Origin of the sequence: Vibrio sp. V31_P5A7T61, assembly GCF_009904895.1 — a bacterium.
Taxonomy (GTDB): domain Bacteria; phylum Pseudomonadota; class Gammaproteobacteria; order Enterobacterales; family Vibrionaceae; genus Vibrio; species Vibrio metschnikovii.
This window is the reverse complement of the sequence record NZ_WXWI01000033.1, coordinates 90,189-104,862: the sequence shown is the minus strand read 5'-3', so window position 1 is coordinate 104,862 and position 14,674 is coordinate 90,189. Positions and strand designations below refer to the sequence as shown.

Here is a 14,674-nt window from a genome sequence, read left to right as displayed (position 1 = left end):
TACTAAATCATTTAAAAATGCTAGCTTGTTATAGCAATTTGATCTAAAGCAATAGCGCTGATACTGAGTATTTTACCCAGCCTCACTATCTATTAGTAGCGATTTTAACACATCGGGAGAAGACGGTAGCATTCCGACTTTTAAGCCAAATGGTTTGAATACCTTGTTGAGAATCTCTGTATTGTAGCTGCCCCGATCATTCTCTATATCTGAGAGTGTTTTTCTTGAGACATTTACAAGTCTTGCGAACACATCCTGTTTGAGTCCCAGTATATTAATGCGTAAACTTTTCAACGCTTGGCCTTGTGTTAGCTCTCCAAGCAATAAGTGTTTGATGATTTTGTTTGCCTCGGTTTTGCGTTCTGCTGCACTTACTGCTTTGGCGTTTTTTGAGGTTTTCGATCTAGTCGGAGTATTAAGTTGCGATCGTTCTTTGGTCGAATGAGTTGCATTCGTCCCAGTCTTGGGCTGATGTTGATTTCGGTTTGCTCTTAGACGAGCCACCGTATCTTGTACGGACTCTTTATTGCTTGGCTTATTCATAGTAGCCCCCATTTAGTGAGCTTTTCTGATATATGATTAAGTCCAACGGCTGGCATCTCCAAGATTTGTTCTGGTACTCCTCGTAACGCTAGTCTCTGCTTTAAGTCAATGCATTTACTTGCAGTAACCTCTAGCTCTTGTAATAACACTTCTTTTGGCACGAGATCAGATAAGGTGTCCGCTATTCCGACGAAGTCGTAAGTTCCGCCAACCTCTAGTGGGGCTTTCCATTTTGTTGTTCTTGGAATGCCTTCAGGATCAGCTTTCATTGGTGCGAAGTCGTAAACGGGAGCAAGCTTTATGACTCCATCACCCTTTAAGAATGAAGTGTTTCTGCCATGGTTATCACTATTACCAAATAAGATGTTGAGTAGATCTCTCTTCACCCATTCAATGACGAAAGCTTGGGTATCAAACCTATATCCTTGGTGTTTAACCATATGGCTTTCAGTAATTTTTTCTATGAGAGTTCGGATTGTTGTTTCGTGGTCAAGAGTGACTCCTGCGCCTTTTTTCAAAATGGAATACACAGATTCCATGCCAAATCTCTTTATTTGTTGATTAATAATTTGAACATCAAATCGAGGCAGCCATAAGGAAGGGTAGTTTAATCCTTCCTCCAACCGCATGCCTTCGGTGGCGATCGTTTCGACTCCCATTTCGGTTAGCTCGTGGTAGAAGTAGAACTCAGCTCTTAGAATATTGCAGTCGATGGTGCTTCTTGAGCCTCTAGGGTACTTTACTAAGTAATGTAAGTCGTGATTGCTATTGTCATCTTGGTATGGATCAATCCATATTTTTTCGCTGCCAGATCCATGATCGAAACCACATCTGAGGATCAGTTTTGGCGCTTCACCTCCAGCCCCAGTTGCACCACCTGCGGCTGCCCCTCTTTGCTGTGCGTAGTCGAGGAAATCACCTGCTCGATTTTTAATATCATCAACAGAGAAGTAGAGGTTGTCTGCTACTTCGTAGCGCTCAGGAAGAGAGTCTTTTACTCTTAAGTTACCAATAGGCGACATTGTGCCAAACTTGAGCAAAACATAGTCTTGTTCATCAGAACTAAGGTCTTCAATATCTAGGTGTTTGACCCAGTATCGTCTACTAGCGCCACTAGGCATAATATCGTCTAGAAACTTTAACCATCCAGGTTTACCCATGTCATCAAAAAAGAATGAGACAGGGTGGTTTAGTGAAACAGCGTGAAAGTCATCTTTATCGTGATGTTCTAGCGCATAGTCGCTGAGGTAGTTGAGTTCAGTCACTCGGAAATTATGTTGGTTACTTTTAGGGAATGAGATGATACCAATATCTATCCATTCATCTTTGATAAAAGCCTGTACAGTGATTTCTTCCATCGACAATACCTTTACTTAGCAATGAGTAAAACATTACTCTTAAAGCCCTTTCTTTTCAAGTTTTGAGTAAATAATTACTCACTAATGTTTGGCTGGCTTTGTTATGAGTAAATTGTTATTCATAAATTGCAAGTCACATTGTTGATGAGCAAAATGGGTGGTTTTAGTTATGAAAGCTGCGATAGGGAGTGGGGCGTTAATTGTTTGTTCAGTTATTACGTATTTCGGTGATTGCGATCGCTCGTTTCGGTTTATTGGCGATGCTTGGGAAGATATGCAGCTCCAATGAACGCCAGATATCGATCGCGTAATCGAGAGTGACATCGTGCTGTTTGATGGCAAACCAGTCTTTCGCAACATTGGCAAAGGTATGTTCATGGATTTCTTTATGGGCTTGCTGCTGGCGTTTTCGAGCATCTTGAGGATCGATGCCTTGTGCGATCAGCTCTTTGGCAGAAAGTAAGCTTTTTCTTGCTTGTAAAAGGGATATCTCTGGGTACATCCCAAAGCTTAAGTTAGCTCGTTTACCGTTTGTGGGACGATAGTAGTTGAAGATCCACTGCTTTGACCCGTTAGGTTTGATTCTAAGTCGCAAGCCATCACCATCGAAAAGATTATATTCTTTTTCTCTAGGTTTGGAGGCTTTGATCTCTTTATCTGTCGCTTTACTGTGTTTTTTACCATGATGGGTACACCAAATTAACACGATAAAATCAGTGTACCTTGTAGTGTACCTAAAAATCAAAGCTGTTATGAAATCGCATTGGACGCTGGTGGATGCTAAGTTGTTGATTTTACGTTGTTGCAGGCAAGAAAAAAGACGCCCTAGGACGTCTTTAAACTATGAATTGGTGGAGCTGGCGGGATTTGAACCCGCGTCCGAAAATCATTCATCATTGGTACTACATGCTTAGTCGATCTTTAATTTCACCGTCAAACTGCGAACCGACACGCTATCTAATGGCTATCCTGAATTCATTTTAATGCTTTGTCTCTCAGGCGGGAGACGCGGCACGAGCTTGTTTGGTTTTGACTCTCTGTTATTCCCCGTCTTACGAGCGGAAGCTAGGGCAGAAAGGCTCTCAGCAGGGTATTAAGCTGCTAGTGCGTAGTTTTCGTCGTTTGCGACTATTTTTTTGCGGTTTGTTAACGAGGCCTACCGCACCTCGGCATGCACCTCAGACTTCAAAATTCCCGTCGAATCCAGAATCAGCCCCAGAGGTAGTTGGTGCATAGTACCAGAATCAAAGATTCTGTCTAGCATCAAATGGTTAAGTGGTTACAATTAGCGCAATGAACTCTTCATCACACGTGCTTTTTCTCTTGCCCAGTCTTTTTCTTTGAGATCATCACGTTTATCGTGCAGTTTTTTACCTTTTGAAACGCCGACTTTGATTTTGACCCAAGAGCGTGACCAGTATAACGACAGTGCCGTTAACGTCATCCCTTCGCGATTAATGCGGCCAAACAGGTTATCGAGTTCACGGCGGGAAAGCAGTAATTTTCGAACGCGAGTTGGGTTGGCAACCACGTGAGTTGAGGCTTGTTGTAATGGAGTAATCGTCATACCCGAGATAAAGGCTTCGCCGTCTCGCAAGAAAACATAGCTTTCAGCAATATTCGCTTTACCTTGACGGAGGGATTTTACTTCCCAGCCTTGAAGCTCTAAACCTGCTTCCACTTCATCTTCGATAAAGTATTCATGGCGAGCTTTTTTATTGAGCGCGATAGTGCTACTACCCGCTTTCTTCGTTGATTTTTTCTTTACCATAGTGGATGCATTTTACGGATTGGTTAAAAGTTAAGGAATGTTTTTTCTTGCTGTAGCATAAGGATATCCCTAAGTAACTTCAAGCAGTTCAAGGTGCAATCTGTCAGTAAAGCGAGTCGTGAGCGGTATTTTGCGCTTTATTGACCCCATTGATTGGCTGTGGCTCATGTTTAGACGGTGCTAAATGTTAACTTTGGTCAGAAAGCGCACTGAGCTTGAGGTGAGCTAGGGATAAACGTACAATTCGGACTATCGTAATCGCTGAGATAAAAGAGGAAATAATGAAGCAAGTCTGTCGCTCGGCTTTAGTATCGTTTAGTGCTGAGCAGATGTTTCATTTAGTCAATGATGTGGCGAGCTATCCCGAATTTTTGCCGGGCTGTTCTGGCTCACGCATTTTAGAGTCTTCAGCAGATAAAATGATCGCCTCGGTCGATGTATCTAAAGCGGGGATCAGCAAAACGTTCACTACAGCCAATGAGCTGCGTCCTGCTGAGTCGATCATCATGCATTTGGTTGATGGCCCTTTTCAAACTTTGCGGGGAGGTTGGTATTTTACCCCATTGGATGAGCATGCCTGTAAGGTTGAGTTGAAGTTAGAGTTTGAATTTTCCAGCAAAATGATTGAACTCGCCTTTGGGAAAATTTTTACAGAGTTGACCAGTAATATGGTTAATGCGTTTACCCAACGAGCGAAGCAGGTGTACGCCTTATGAGTATTGAGTCAGATAGGATTCATGTGGAAGTGGTTTATGCATTGCCTCATGAACAGCGGGTGATGACGTTAGTTGTCAATCGCCATATGACGGTAGAAGAAATCATTCAAACATCGGGCATTTTAAGTCTTTACCCAGAGATCGATCTTAGTAAAAACAAAGTTGGCGTCTTTAGCCGTAATGTAAAACTGGATGCGACGGTACGAGATCATGACCGAATTGAAATTTACCGTCCTTTGTTAGCCGATCCTAAAGACATTCGCCGTAAGCGTGCTGAGCAAGCCAAATTAGCCAGTTCAAGCGCGACTAAGAAAGCCTAGTCGTGGTTTGAGGTTGGGTTTGTGATCGCTCGGTGAGTGATTGTTCGCCTTAACGACTAAAAAGCCCATCCAGATTATGAACAACTGGATGGGCTTTTTGTATAGTAATCAGTCTGTTTCAGAACATCAGTGAGTTGCTTTAATTGAGGGTTTCAAAAAAGGTGTCGCTAGGCTGAAAATCACCAGACAGTTCAATCAGTTGACCTGCATCATTAAAGTTTACGATTAGGTTTTTTTGCACTGATGGATTGTGACCGGGAGTATGATGGTAGATGTAGTACCAAGTATTAGGAAAGCCATTTTCGATCAGCATCGGTGAACCTAAAACAAAACGGACTTGTTCTTTGGTCATGCCAAATTTGAGTTGTTCAACAGCTTGTTGCTCAACGTAATTTCCTTGGTTTATATCAATACGATACACCAAACGTTCTAAAACAGAGCAGCCGGATAACATCGTCACGGCAAGAGGGATGGCAACAAGCCATTTGGTTAACTGCATAGGTAATATTCTACTACTGGTAAGTGTCAAAACTAGGGTGATAATAAACAAGCCCAGAGCAGAAGTAAAAACTTCACGCCACTCTGAGCTTGTTCAGACTACAAATTTTGAATTAGGTTGCAAACCTTAGCAGAAAAAATGTTTTTATTAAGCTGCAATCAGTAATTCTTTGGCATTCGCTAAAGTCGATGGTGTGATTTGACTTCCACCGAGTAAGCGAGCGAGTTCAGCGATTCTTTGTTCTTCACTGAGTTTGACCATTTGCGTTTCGGTCTTGCCGCCTTTGGTCTGCTTGGCAACAAACAGTTGATGATGACCACAACCAGCGACCTGAGGTAGGTGAGTAACACAAAGGACTTGGGTCGATTCGCCTAACTTACGCAGCATTTTTCCAACCACCGCAGCGGTTGGCCCAGAAATACCGACATCGACTTCATCAAATATTAAGCTCGGAGTATCAATTTTTTGAGCGGTAATGACTTGAATCGCTAGCGAGATACGTGATAACTCACCTCCAGAGGCAACTTTGGCAATCGGTTGTAATGGTTGTCCTGGATTGGTTGAGACTAAAAACGTTACATGATCAAACCCAAGCGGAGAGGGTTGCCCTTGATGCTGAACCACATCAATTTTGAATTGCGCTTTTTCCATACTCAGTTCATGCATACTAAGACTGATCAGCTTATCTAACTCCTTGGCATAACGACTGCGTGATTTATGGAGCTTTTCTGCGCAGCTTGCAAAGGTTTGGTAGTGGACAGCGACGTCATTTTCCAGTTCTTGGATTTTTTCTTCTGAGCAATCAAGTAAGGCAATTTGCTGTAAAAGTGCCTGATGATGCTGATATAACTCTTCTGGCAGAACATGGTGCTTACGGGCGAGCGAGAGCACCCGAGAGTAACGCTCCTCAACGTAAGACATGCGTTCTGGGTCAACATCAATGTGATCCAAATAGGCGCGTAATTCGTTGTTGGTTTCTTCAAGTTGAATCATGGCTTCGTTGAGCATAGTCGGCAGCGTGTTCAACTGAGCGTCCATTTCGGCCAGTTCAATCAAGGTATGGCTGACGGTCTGCAATAAGTTCAACGCATTCACTTCTTCACTTTCATACAGTAAGTTAATCGCTTTTTGGCAGTTAATAGCCAGATCGCCACTGTTGGATAATCGTTTATGCTCTTGTTCTAATTCGATGAATTCTTCTTCACCTAGCGCCAGTTCATTGAGTTCTTTGATTTGATATTCAAGAAGCTGTAATTGAGCTTGGTTCTGTTGGCTGTTTTCACGTAACTGTTTTAAATGGTGGTTAACTTGACGCCACTGTTGATAGGCCAGTCGAGTTTGCTTGAGTAGATCAAGATGTCCGGCATATTGATCGAGCATAGCCAGTTGCAATTCGGGTTTCATCAGTTGCTGATGGGCGTGTTGACCGTGAATATTGATCAGCAGTTGGCCTAGCGATTTTAGTTGCGAAAGAGGGACTGGACTGCCGTTAATAAAGGCCCTTGAACGCCCATCTTTACTGATGATTCTACGCAAAATGCACTCTTTACCATCCAGTAAATCATTGTCTTCTAACCATCGTGTGGCGTGCAAATTGTTATCAAGAATAAAAGCGGCGCTGACTTCCGTCTTTTCTTCATCTTGACGCACCATGCTGGCTTCGGCTCGCCCTCCTAGGCATAAACTGAGAGCATCAATCGCAATGGATTTACCCGCACCCGTTTCACCGGTGATGGTGGTCATACCTTTAGACAGTTCAAGTTGCAGTGATTTTACAATCGCAAAATTATTTACACTAAGATGAGCCAGCATTTGTGCACCTGTATAATTAAACAATACTGTATATAGCAACAGTATATACTGTTTCTTTATACAGTAAAGTTGTCCAGGAGGAAAAATTTAACTCAGATCACGGCTGGTCAATGGTAAACATTAAAACAACTTACTTGACCAGCCTAATTTATTACGTAATACACGATAATAGCTGTAATCTTTGGGGTGAATCAGCCTGAGTACATTTGGGCTTTGGTAAATATGGACTTCATCACCGGGTGAAACAGGCAACGAAACCTGCCCGTCGCAGCTGACTTCTTGAATCCCTCGGTTATCTGGTGATACGACTAACTTAATGCGTCGATTGCCATCAACCACCAAAGGGCGACAGGATAAGGTATGTGGAAACATGGGGACTAAAGTAATCGCATTTAAACTGGGTGATAAAATCGGTCCGCCCCCTGATAATGAATAAGCGGTTGACCCAGTGGGCGTTGAGACAATTAAGCCATCAGAACGCTGTGAAAAGGCGAAGTTATCATCGATATACACCTCAAACTCGATCATATGTGCGATTTTCCCAGGGTGCAGGACCGCTTCATTGAGCGCTGCATTATGGCTTTTTACTTGGCCGTGACGATGAATTTCTGCTTCGAGTAGAAAACGGGTTTCTTCAATATAATCGCCAGCTAATACGGCCGTTAATTGCTCTTCAAAGTCATCCGGATTGAGATCGGTTAAAAAACCAAGGTTGCCACGGTTGACCCCAATCACCGATATATCAAAACGTGATAGCACGCGCGCGGCACCAAGCATGTTGCCATCTCCTCCGACCACGATGGCTAAATCAGCCACCTTACCAAGTTCGACTAAGCTGGCAAAATGCTCGCTAGGGATATCGGTTAAAATTTCACGCAAACGATCATCAATCAGTACTGACTTTCCCATCGAGGTGAGCCAAGAGTACAGTTCGTTATGTGTCTGAATTGCTTGTTTATTTCTTGGTTTACCTATGATCGCGATCACTGTAAATGGATTTTTCATACGTTTTCCAACTGAATTGGGCTTGAATCAGAATTCTTCATCCCCATAATAAGGGCAAGTGACGCTTTTATGCGAATGTTTGTGTCAAGAAACCAAGATAATGTGGTTCTTTTGCACAATCTTGATAGGAATTCTGGAGAGATCATGAGCCAAGAAGAGAAAAAAATCCAAGAAGAAGAACTGCAACAAGCAGTAGAAACCGAAGCTGACGTTGTGGGAACCGATGCCGATATTGATTGGAACCACGAGGTTGACTCAGAAGAAGGCCAAGAAACGAAAATTGCTCAATTAGAAGCGGCGTTACTGGCCAGTGAAGCTCGCGCTAAGGAAAATCATGAAGCGATGCTGCGTGCCTTGGCTGATGTCGAGAACATGCGCCGTCGCTCCGAGCAAGAAGTCGATAAAGCGCGCAAGTATGCTCTTGGCCGTTTTGTCGAAGAGTTACTGCCGGTGCTGGATAATATTGAGCGCGCGATTGACGCGGCAGATTGTGAAAACGAGGTGATTAAACCTTTCCTTGAAGGGGTTGAGCTAACGCATAAGAGTTTTGTCGATGCGGTGACGAAATTTGGCGTGTCGGTCATTAATCCTGAAGGTGAAACCTTTAATCCTGAGTTCCATCAAGCGATGTCGATTCAAGAGAGCGCTGATCATGCATCGAATACCGTGATGTTTGTGATGCAGAAAGGTTATGAACTCAACGGTCGCGTTGTTCGTCCGGCGATGGTGATGGTTGCTAAATAACGTCGTTGATTAACAACGGGTTATTGTTGTTGAAGCGAAGTCAGTTAGGCTTCGCTTCTTGTTTTTAGAGTGTGGGGTTATACCCAGTTATCGACGCTATGGCAGATAACTCGGTATATCGTCATTAAAAATTAGATTTTTTTACTATTCCCCCTTGAAATGCATGGGCTCGCCCTTATCTATGGGGCATAAGAGAAGCAAACATTCACGTTTTTGTTTGTGATCGGGGTTGAATCCCGATTCTCCACCCCCACATAAGGGGTATAGCAAAAAACGAACATAGAATTATTTTGGAGATAGCCTGATGGGTAGAATCATTGGTATTGACTTAGGTACGACAAACTCATGTGTTGCTGTATTAGACGGTAACAAACCTCGTGTGATTGAAAACGCAGAGGGCGAGCGTACAACCCCTTCTGTTATTGCTTACACAGATGGTGAAACCTTGGTTGGTCAGCCAGCCAAACGTCAAGCGGTAACCAACCCTGAAAATACGCTATTTGCAATCAAGCGTCTGATCGGTCGCCGTTTTGAAGATGAAGAAGTTCAGCGTGATATTGAAATCATGCCTTATAAAATTGTCCGTGCTGACAATGGCGATGCGTGGGTTGAAGCTCGTGGCCAAAAAATGGCGGCACCACAAGTCTCTGCTGAAGTTCTGAAAAAAATGAAGAAAACGGCGGAAGACTTTCTTGGTGAGAAAGTCACTGGCGCTGTCATTACTGTACCTGCTTATTTTAACGATGCACAACGTCAAGCGACTAAAGACGCTGGCCGTATTGCGGGTCTAGAAGTTAAACGTATCATTAACGAACCAACCGCAGCCGCTCTCGCGTATGGTCTAGATAAGCAAGGTGGCGATCGCGTTATCGCGGTTTATGACCTCGGTGGTGGTACTTTCGATATTTCTATCATCGAAATTGACGAAGTTGAAGGCGAGAAAACCTTTGAAGTATTAGCAACCAACGGTGATACCCACCTTGGTGGTGAAGACTTCGATAACCGTATGATCAACTACTTGGTGGATGAGTTCAAGAAAGAGCAAGGCATCAACCTGAAAAGTGATCCACTCGCGATGCAGCGTTTGAAAGAAGCGGCAGAAAAAGCGAAAATCGAACTGTCTTCTGCTCAACAAACTGACGTTAATCTGCCTTACATTACGGCTGATGCGACAGGTCCTAAACACATGAACATTAAAGTGACTCGTGCGAAACTTGAGTCATTAGTGGAAGACTTGGTACAACGCTCTCTTGAGCCATTAAAAGTTGCACTAGCGGATGCGGATTTGTCAGTAAAAGACATTACCGATGTTATCTTAGTAGGTGGTCAAACACGTATGCCAATGGTTCAGAAGAAAGTCGCTGAATTTTTTGGTAAAGAAGCTCGTAAAGACGTTAACCCAGATGAAGCGGTAGCCGTTGGCGCTGCAGTTCAAGGCGGTGTTCTTGCTGGTGAAGTGAAAGACGTTCTACTGCTTGACGTAACCCCTCTGTCTCTTGGTATTGAGACTATGGGTGGCGTAATGACTAAGTTGATTGAGAAAAATACGACCATTCCAACTAAAGCGAATCAAGTATTCTCAACAGCAGAAGATAACCAAAGTGCAGTAACGATTCATGTTCTACAAGGTGAGCGTAAGCAAGCGATGTATAACAAGTCGCTAGGTCAATTCAACCTAGAAGGCATTAATGCTGCGCCACGTGGTATGCCACAAATTGAAGTGACTTTCGATTTGGATGCTGACGGTATCTTGCATGTCTCTGCTAAAGATAAGCAAACCGGTAAAGAGCAAAACATCACTATCCAAGCGTCTGGTGGTTTGAGCGAAGCTGAAATCGAGAAAATGGTTCAAGAAGCGGAAGCAAACAAAGAAGCAGATAAGAAGTTTGAAGAGTTGGCAACCACTCGTAACCAAGCTGACCAAATGATCCACGCAACGCGTAAGCAAGTGGAAGAAGCGGGTGATGCGCTACCTGCTGATGAAAAAGAGAAAATTGAAGCGGCAATTAATGAGCTAGAAACAGCGAAGAAAGGCGAAGATAAAGCCGAGATCGATGCGAAAGTTCAAGCGCTGATGGCTGCTGCTCAAAAACTGATGGAAATTGCTCAGCAACAGGCTCAAGCACAAAATGCGGGCGCTGAACAGCAATCTACACAAGACGATGTTGTGGATGCTGAGTTTGAAGAAGTGAAAGACGACAAGAAATAAGCGTTCTTGACTCGGTAGCCTTGTCTACCGAGAGTCTGAAACGGTCTGATTGCGGGCGTTTGGGGGAACTCTAACGCCCGTAAATTTGTGGTGATATCCGTGTCTATAAAGATAAGGGAACCATCAATGATACCCTTAGCACCTTTATCTATATTGATACAAACACCGAGCGGTGAACCCGTTGGTAGTAATAATTGGTGATTTAAAACATGTCAAAACGTGATTTTTACGAAGTATTAGGCGTTAGCCGTGATGCCTCAGAGCGCGATATTAAAAAGGCCTATAAGCGCCTAGCAATGAAATTCCACCCCGATCGCAATCCGGGTGATGCCAGTGCTGCGGATAAGTTTAAAGAAGTAAAAGAAGCGTACGAAATTCTAACTGATCCGCAAAAGAAAGCGGCCTATGATCAATATGGTCATCGAGCTTTTGAACAAGGCGCTGGTGGCTTTGGCGGCGGCGGTTTTAGTGGTGGCGGTGCCGATTTTGGAGATATCTTCGGCGATGTCTTCGGTGATATTTTTGGCGGTGGTCGCCGTGGCGGTGGTGCTCCTCGTCCACAGCGTGGCGCAGATCTGCGTTACAATATGGAGTTGACCTTAGAAGAAGCGGTTCGTGGCTGCAGTAAAGAGATTGAGATCCCAACTCTGGTTCATTGTGACTCATGTGATGGATCCGGTGCCAAGAAAGGAACCTCAGCTCAAACCTGTGGAACGTGTCATGGTCACGGACAAGTGCAGATGCGTCAAGGCTTCTTTGCTGTTCAGCAGACCTGTCCTACCTGTCATGGTAAAGGCAAAATCATTAAAGATCCTTGTAATGTGTGTCATGGTCAAGGTCGCAAGCAGAAGACCAAAACCCTTAACGTCAAAATTCCTGCGGGAGTGGACACTGGGGATCGCATCCGTTTAGCTAACGAAGGTGAAGCGGGAGATATGGGCGCACCAGCCGGGGATTTATACGTACAAGTTCATGTTAAAGAACATCACATTTTTGAGCGTGATGGTAATAACTTGTACTGTGAAGTCCCGGTGAGTTTTGCTATGGCTGCTTTAGGTGGTGAAGTTGAAGTGCCGACACTCGATGGGCGAGTGAATCTTAAAGTACCAGAAGAAACTCAAACCGGACGTATGTTCCGCATGCGTGGTAAAGGTGTAAAGAGTGTTCGTGGTGGTGCCATCGGTGATTTAATTGTCAAATTGGTGGTGGAAACGCCGGTTAAACTCAGTGCTCGTCAAAAAGAGTTACTCCGTGAGCTTGAAGACTCTTGTGGTGGAGATGCGGCAAATAAGCATAAACCGAAATCAGAGGGCTTTTTCAACGGTGTTAAAAAGTTTTTTGACGATTTGACCAGTTAACTAGCGCTATTTTATGTAATAAGGCTGGAAAGATGGATTTCCAGCCTTAACTCCCTTTCTGAGCTATGTCACACGGTCCTCTATCGTTATCGGGATTCGTTCACTTCAGTTTTCCAACCTATTACTTTAGACATAGAGACTATGCTTGTTGGTAACAAGAAGAGAATTTATCCGTAGTTACGATAAATGTGAGATAAATCACCCTAAATCCGCTATAGTGCTCGGCTAATATTAAGAATCATCGGCTGTCTGTTTAAGGAACCCGTTAAATGTCATTTTTATCTCAAGGTTTTGCCCCTGAATTGGTTAAAGCGCTAACAGAATGTGGTTATGAAAAATTAACCCCGATTCAGCAACAAGCGATCCCCGAGGCTCGCAAAGGGCATGATATTTTTGCAACGGCACAAACCGGAACAGGCAAAACAGCCGCGTTTTCATTACCGGTTATCCAACGCTTATTAGATAGTGGTAAAAAACCTTCTCCGCATACCGCGCGAGCGTTGATCTTAGCGCCAACTCGTGAATTAGCCGCTCAAATTGCCCAAAATATTAAAGACTACGTTAAATATACTTCGCTGAGTGTTACCGCCGTTTACGGTGGCAATAAAATGTCTTCGCAAGTGCGTCAGCTCGAGAGTGGGGTTGATATTTTAGTGGCAACACCAGGCCGTTTAGAAGAGCATTTAAGTGAAGGTAATGTCTCGCTGGCCAATTTAGAGTTTTTAGTTTTTGATGAAGCGGATCGTATTTTAGACATGGGATTTATTAATCCGGTACGTAAGATCATGCTGGAAGTTGAAACGTCACCACAAATCATGATGTTCTCAGCGACGACGTCTGCTCAGCTCAATCAATTAGCGGGTGATATTTTACGCAAGCCTAAACGGATTAATGCCGATCGTGTTAATACGACAGCAAGTACGGTTGCGCATGTGGTTTACCCTGTTGATCAAGAACGTAAAACCGAATTACTTTCTGAGTTAATAGGCCGTAAAAACTGGCAGCAAGTTTTGGTGTTTGTGAATTACAAAGAAACCGCCAATCAAGTGGTTAAAGAGCTCAAATTAGATGGCATTAAAGCCGTGATCTGTCATGGTGATAAAGGACAAAGTGCCCGTCGCCGTGCATTGGATGAATTTAAAGAGGGCAAAGCCCGTGTGATGGTCGCTACGGATGTTGCTGCGCGTGGGCTCGATATTGTCGATCTGCCTCATGTCATTAACTATGATATGCCTTTTTTAGCAGAGGATTACGTGCATCGCATCGGTCGTACTGGCCGAGCGGGTAAGCAAGGTCATGCAGTATCGTTTGTCAGTCGTGAAGAAGAGTTAACGTTAATTCAGGTTGAGAATCTTATCCAGCAACGCATTCGCCGTGTCGAACAGCCTGGGTATGAGCCGAAAAAACGCGATGCTTACCTTGAAAAATTGCACACGAAAGCGGCTTTTAAAGATCGTCAAGGCCGTCGTAACAACCCTAATGAAGACAAGCCAGATCAAGCTTCTGCTGAACGTCGTTTATCAATGATGAACCGTTTAAAAAACCGCAACAAGTAATCGTACCATGATTGATAAAAAAGCTACTTTAGGTAGCTTTTTTGTTACTTGAAATACGCAAGACAACTGCGGTAGATTAAGGGGTCAATACCACGCTGTGGTTTCTCTTTTCTAACTCTCTCTTTTTCATTTGGATCGATCATGACGAGTGCGCTACTTTTGGCCTTTGTGCCGACGTTCTTTTTTGTCTCTATCACCCCTGGTATGTGTATGACATTAGCACTGAGCTTGGGGATGAGCATTGGTTATCGACGTACTTTATGGATGATGTTCGGTGAACTGATTGGTGTTGCTGTGGTGGCGATGGCGGCAGTATTGGGGATGGCATCCGTTATGCTCAATTATCCTTGGTTATTTGCGGTATTTAAAACATTGGGTGCGGCATATCTTGGTTATATCGGGGTTCAAATGTGGCGCTCAAAAGGTAAATTAGCGTTGAATCAAAATGTTGAAACCCCTATTGTTCGTAAAGATTGGGATTTGATTGTCCAAGGCTTTGTCACTGCGATTGCTAACCCCAAAGGGTGGGCATTTATGATTGCGCTATTGCCGCCTTTTATTAATAGCCAAGCTCCGATTGCACCGCAATTGTTCTGGTTGATTTCAATCATCATGATTTCGGAGTTTGTCTGTATGACGATTTACGCAACGGGCGGTAAAGGCTTGAAACATGCGTTAGGTCATACCAATAACGTTCGCTTGATGAACCGGATTTCGGCAACGCTAATGCTCGCAGTCGCAGTCTGGCTTTTGTTGGGGTAATCTTTGCTATAGCTGATCTAC

13 protein-coding genes, 1 other RNA gene and 1 pseudogene are annotated in these 14,674 nt (G+C 43.8%); 7 read left to right on the top strand and 8 right to left on the bottom strand.

Annotation, left to right across the window (positions count from 1 at the left end; all coding sequences use genetic code 11):
- Window positions 1–72 precede the first annotated feature (72 nt).
- From CAG58_RS08040 to smpB, 5 genes and pseudogenes are all read right to left on the bottom strand, one after another.
- Entirely contained in the window at window positions 73–555 is a 483-nt protein-coding gene (locus CAG58_RS08040) for a helix-turn-helix transcriptional regulator (RefSeq protein WP_161426147.1), read from the bottom strand.
- The gene (locus tag CAG58_RS08035; RefSeq protein WP_161426146.1) at window positions 540–1,901 is read right to left on the bottom strand and encodes a type II toxin-antitoxin system HipA family toxin; all 1,362 of its coding nucleotides are present in this window, start codon (window positions 1,899–1,901) and stop codon (window positions 540–542) included. Before CAG58_RS08035 ends, CAG58_RS08040 begins: the two co-directional genes overlap by 16 nt.
- Before the next feature lie 220 nt (window positions 1,902–2,121).
- Window positions 2,122–2,585, bottom strand: a pseudogene (locus tag CAG58_RS08030) (integrase arm-type DNA-binding domain-containing protein); the annotation flags it as partial.
- A 165-nt stretch (window positions 2,586–2,750) separates the two neighbouring features.
- Window positions 2,751–3,118, bottom strand: a transfer-messenger RNA (tmRNA) gene (ssrA, locus tag CAG58_RS08025).
- Between the two features lie 68 nt (window positions 3,119–3,186).
- Entirely contained in the window at window positions 3,187–3,672 is a 486-nt protein-coding gene (smpB, locus tag CAG58_RS08020) for an SsrA-binding protein SmpB (RefSeq protein ID WP_004395790.1), read from the bottom strand.
- Window positions 3,673–3,953: 281 nt separating this feature from the next.
- On the opposite strand from smpB, the gene CAG58_RS08015 reads away from it, so the two are divergent.
- Together CAG58_RS08015 and CAG58_RS08010 are read left to right on the top strand one after the other, a co-directional pair.
- Window positions 3,954–4,388 (top strand): SRPBCC family protein, encoded by a 435-nt coding sequence (locus CAG58_RS08015; protein WP_004395789.1) that lies wholly within the window; start codon window positions 3,954–3,956, stop codon window positions 4,386–4,388.
- Window positions 4,385–4,708, top strand: a complete 324-nt coding sequence (locus CAG58_RS08010) for an RnfH family protein (protein WP_040904612.1) — start codon at window positions 4,385–4,387, stop codon at window positions 4,706–4,708. The genes CAG58_RS08015 and CAG58_RS08010 overlap by 4 nt, the downstream gene beginning before the upstream one ends.
- 139 nt (window positions 4,709–4,847) lie before the next feature.
- Here the strand turns inward: CAG58_RS08010 and bamE are convergent, their stop codons facing one another.
- The 3 genes from bamE to nadK form a co-directional block, all read right to left on the bottom strand.
- Window positions 4,848–5,207 (bottom strand): outer membrane protein assembly factor BamE, encoded by a 360-nt coding sequence (gene bamE, locus CAG58_RS08005; protein WP_040904610.1) that lies wholly within the window; start codon window positions 5,205–5,207, stop codon window positions 4,848–4,850.
- A gap of 147 nt (window positions 5,208–5,354) precedes the next feature.
- On the bottom strand, window positions 5,355–7,019 hold the full coding sequence (gene recN / locus CAG58_RS08000) for a DNA repair protein RecN (RefSeq protein ID WP_004395786.1): 1,665 nt from the start codon (window positions 7,017–7,019) through the stop codon (window positions 5,355–5,357).
- A 120-nt stretch (window positions 7,020–7,139) separates the two neighbouring features.
- Window positions 7,140–8,024: an NAD(+) kinase gene (gene nadK / locus CAG58_RS07995; protein ID WP_004395785.1), complete on the bottom strand. Its 885-nt coding sequence runs from the start codon at window positions 8,022–8,024 to the stop codon at window positions 7,140–7,142.
- A gap of 144 nt (window positions 8,025–8,168) precedes the next feature.
- Here nadK and grpE point away from each other — a divergent pair, with 144 nt between their 5' ends.
- From grpE to CAG58_RS07970, 5 genes are all read left to right on the top strand, one after another.
- On the top strand, window positions 8,169–8,768 hold the full coding sequence (gene grpE, locus CAG58_RS07990) for a nucleotide exchange factor GrpE (RefSeq protein ID WP_004395784.1): 600 nt from the start codon (window positions 8,169–8,171) through the stop codon (window positions 8,766–8,768).
- Between the two features lie 304 nt (window positions 8,769–9,072).
- On the top strand, window positions 9,073–10,977 hold the full coding sequence (gene dnaK / locus CAG58_RS07985) for a molecular chaperone DnaK (protein ID WP_004395783.1): 1,905 nt from the start codon (window positions 9,073–9,075) through the stop codon (window positions 10,975–10,977).
- A gap of 209 nt (window positions 10,978–11,186) precedes the next feature.
- Complete coding sequence (gene dnaJ, locus CAG58_RS07980; RefSeq protein WP_154168842.1) at window positions 11,187–12,335, top strand: molecular chaperone DnaJ; 1,149 nt, start codon at window positions 11,187–11,189, stop codon at window positions 12,333–12,335.
- Window positions 12,336–12,604: 269 nt separating this feature from the next.
- Window positions 12,605–13,891, top strand: a complete 1,287-nt coding sequence (locus CAG58_RS07975) for a DEAD/DEAH box helicase (RefSeq protein WP_158138020.1) — start codon at window positions 12,605–12,607, stop codon at window positions 13,889–13,891.
- A gap of 141 nt (window positions 13,892–14,032) precedes the next feature.
- Complete coding sequence (locus CAG58_RS07970) at window positions 14,033–14,653, top strand: LysE family translocator (protein ID WP_158138022.1); 621 nt, start codon at window positions 14,033–14,035, stop codon at window positions 14,651–14,653.
- Window positions 14,654–14,674 lie beyond the last annotated feature (21 nt).

Excerpts from the sequence above, each read along its gene's own strand:
- grpE (WP_004395784.1), top strand. The coding sequence starts at position 8,169 with ATGAGCCAAGAAGAGAAAAAAATCCAAGAAGAAGAACTGCAACAAGCA.
- CAG58_RS08010 (WP_040904612.1), top strand. The coding sequence starts at position 4,385 with ATGAGTATTGAGTCAGATAGGATTCATGTGGAAGTGGTTTATGCATTG.
- CAG58_RS08015 (WP_004395789.1), top strand. The coding sequence starts at position 3,954 with ATGAAGCAAGTCTGTCGCTCGGCTTTAGTATCGTTTAGTGCTGAGCAG.
- dnaK (WP_004395783.1), top strand. The coding sequence starts at position 9,073 with ATGGGTAGAATCATTGGTATTGACTTAGGTACGACAAACTCATGTGTT.
- CAG58_RS08035 (WP_161426146.1), bottom strand. The coding sequence starts at position 1,901 with ATGGAAGAAATCACTGTACAGGCTTTTATCAAAGATGAATGGATAGAT.
- recN (WP_004395786.1), bottom strand. The coding sequence starts at position 7,019 with ATGCTGGCTCATCTTAGTGTAAATAATTTTGCGATTGTAAAATCACTG.
- CAG58_RS07975 (WP_158138020.1), top strand. The coding sequence starts at position 12,605 with ATGTCATTTTTATCTCAAGGTTTTGCCCCTGAATTGGTTAAAGCGCTA.
- dnaJ (WP_154168842.1), top strand. The coding sequence starts at position 11,187 with ATGTCAAAACGTGATTTTTACGAAGTATTAGGCGTTAGCCGTGATGCC.
- nadK (WP_004395785.1), bottom strand. The coding sequence starts at position 8,024 with ATGAAAAATCCATTTACAGTGATCGCGATCATAGGTAAACCAAGAAAT.
- CAG58_RS07970 (WP_158138022.1), top strand. The coding sequence starts at position 14,033 with ATGACGAGTGCGCTACTTTTGGCCTTTGTGCCGACGTTCTTTTTTGTC.
- bamE (WP_040904610.1), bottom strand. The coding sequence starts at position 5,207 with ATGCAGTTAACCAAATGGCTTGTTGCCATCCCTCTTGCCGTGACGATG.
- smpB (WP_004395790.1), bottom strand. The coding sequence starts at position 3,672 with ATGGTAAAGAAAAAATCAACGAAGAAAGCGGGTAGTAGCACTATCGCG.
- CAG58_RS08040 (WP_161426147.1), bottom strand. The coding sequence starts at position 555 with ATGGGGGCTACTATGAATAAGCCAAGCAATAAAGAGTCCGTACAAGAT.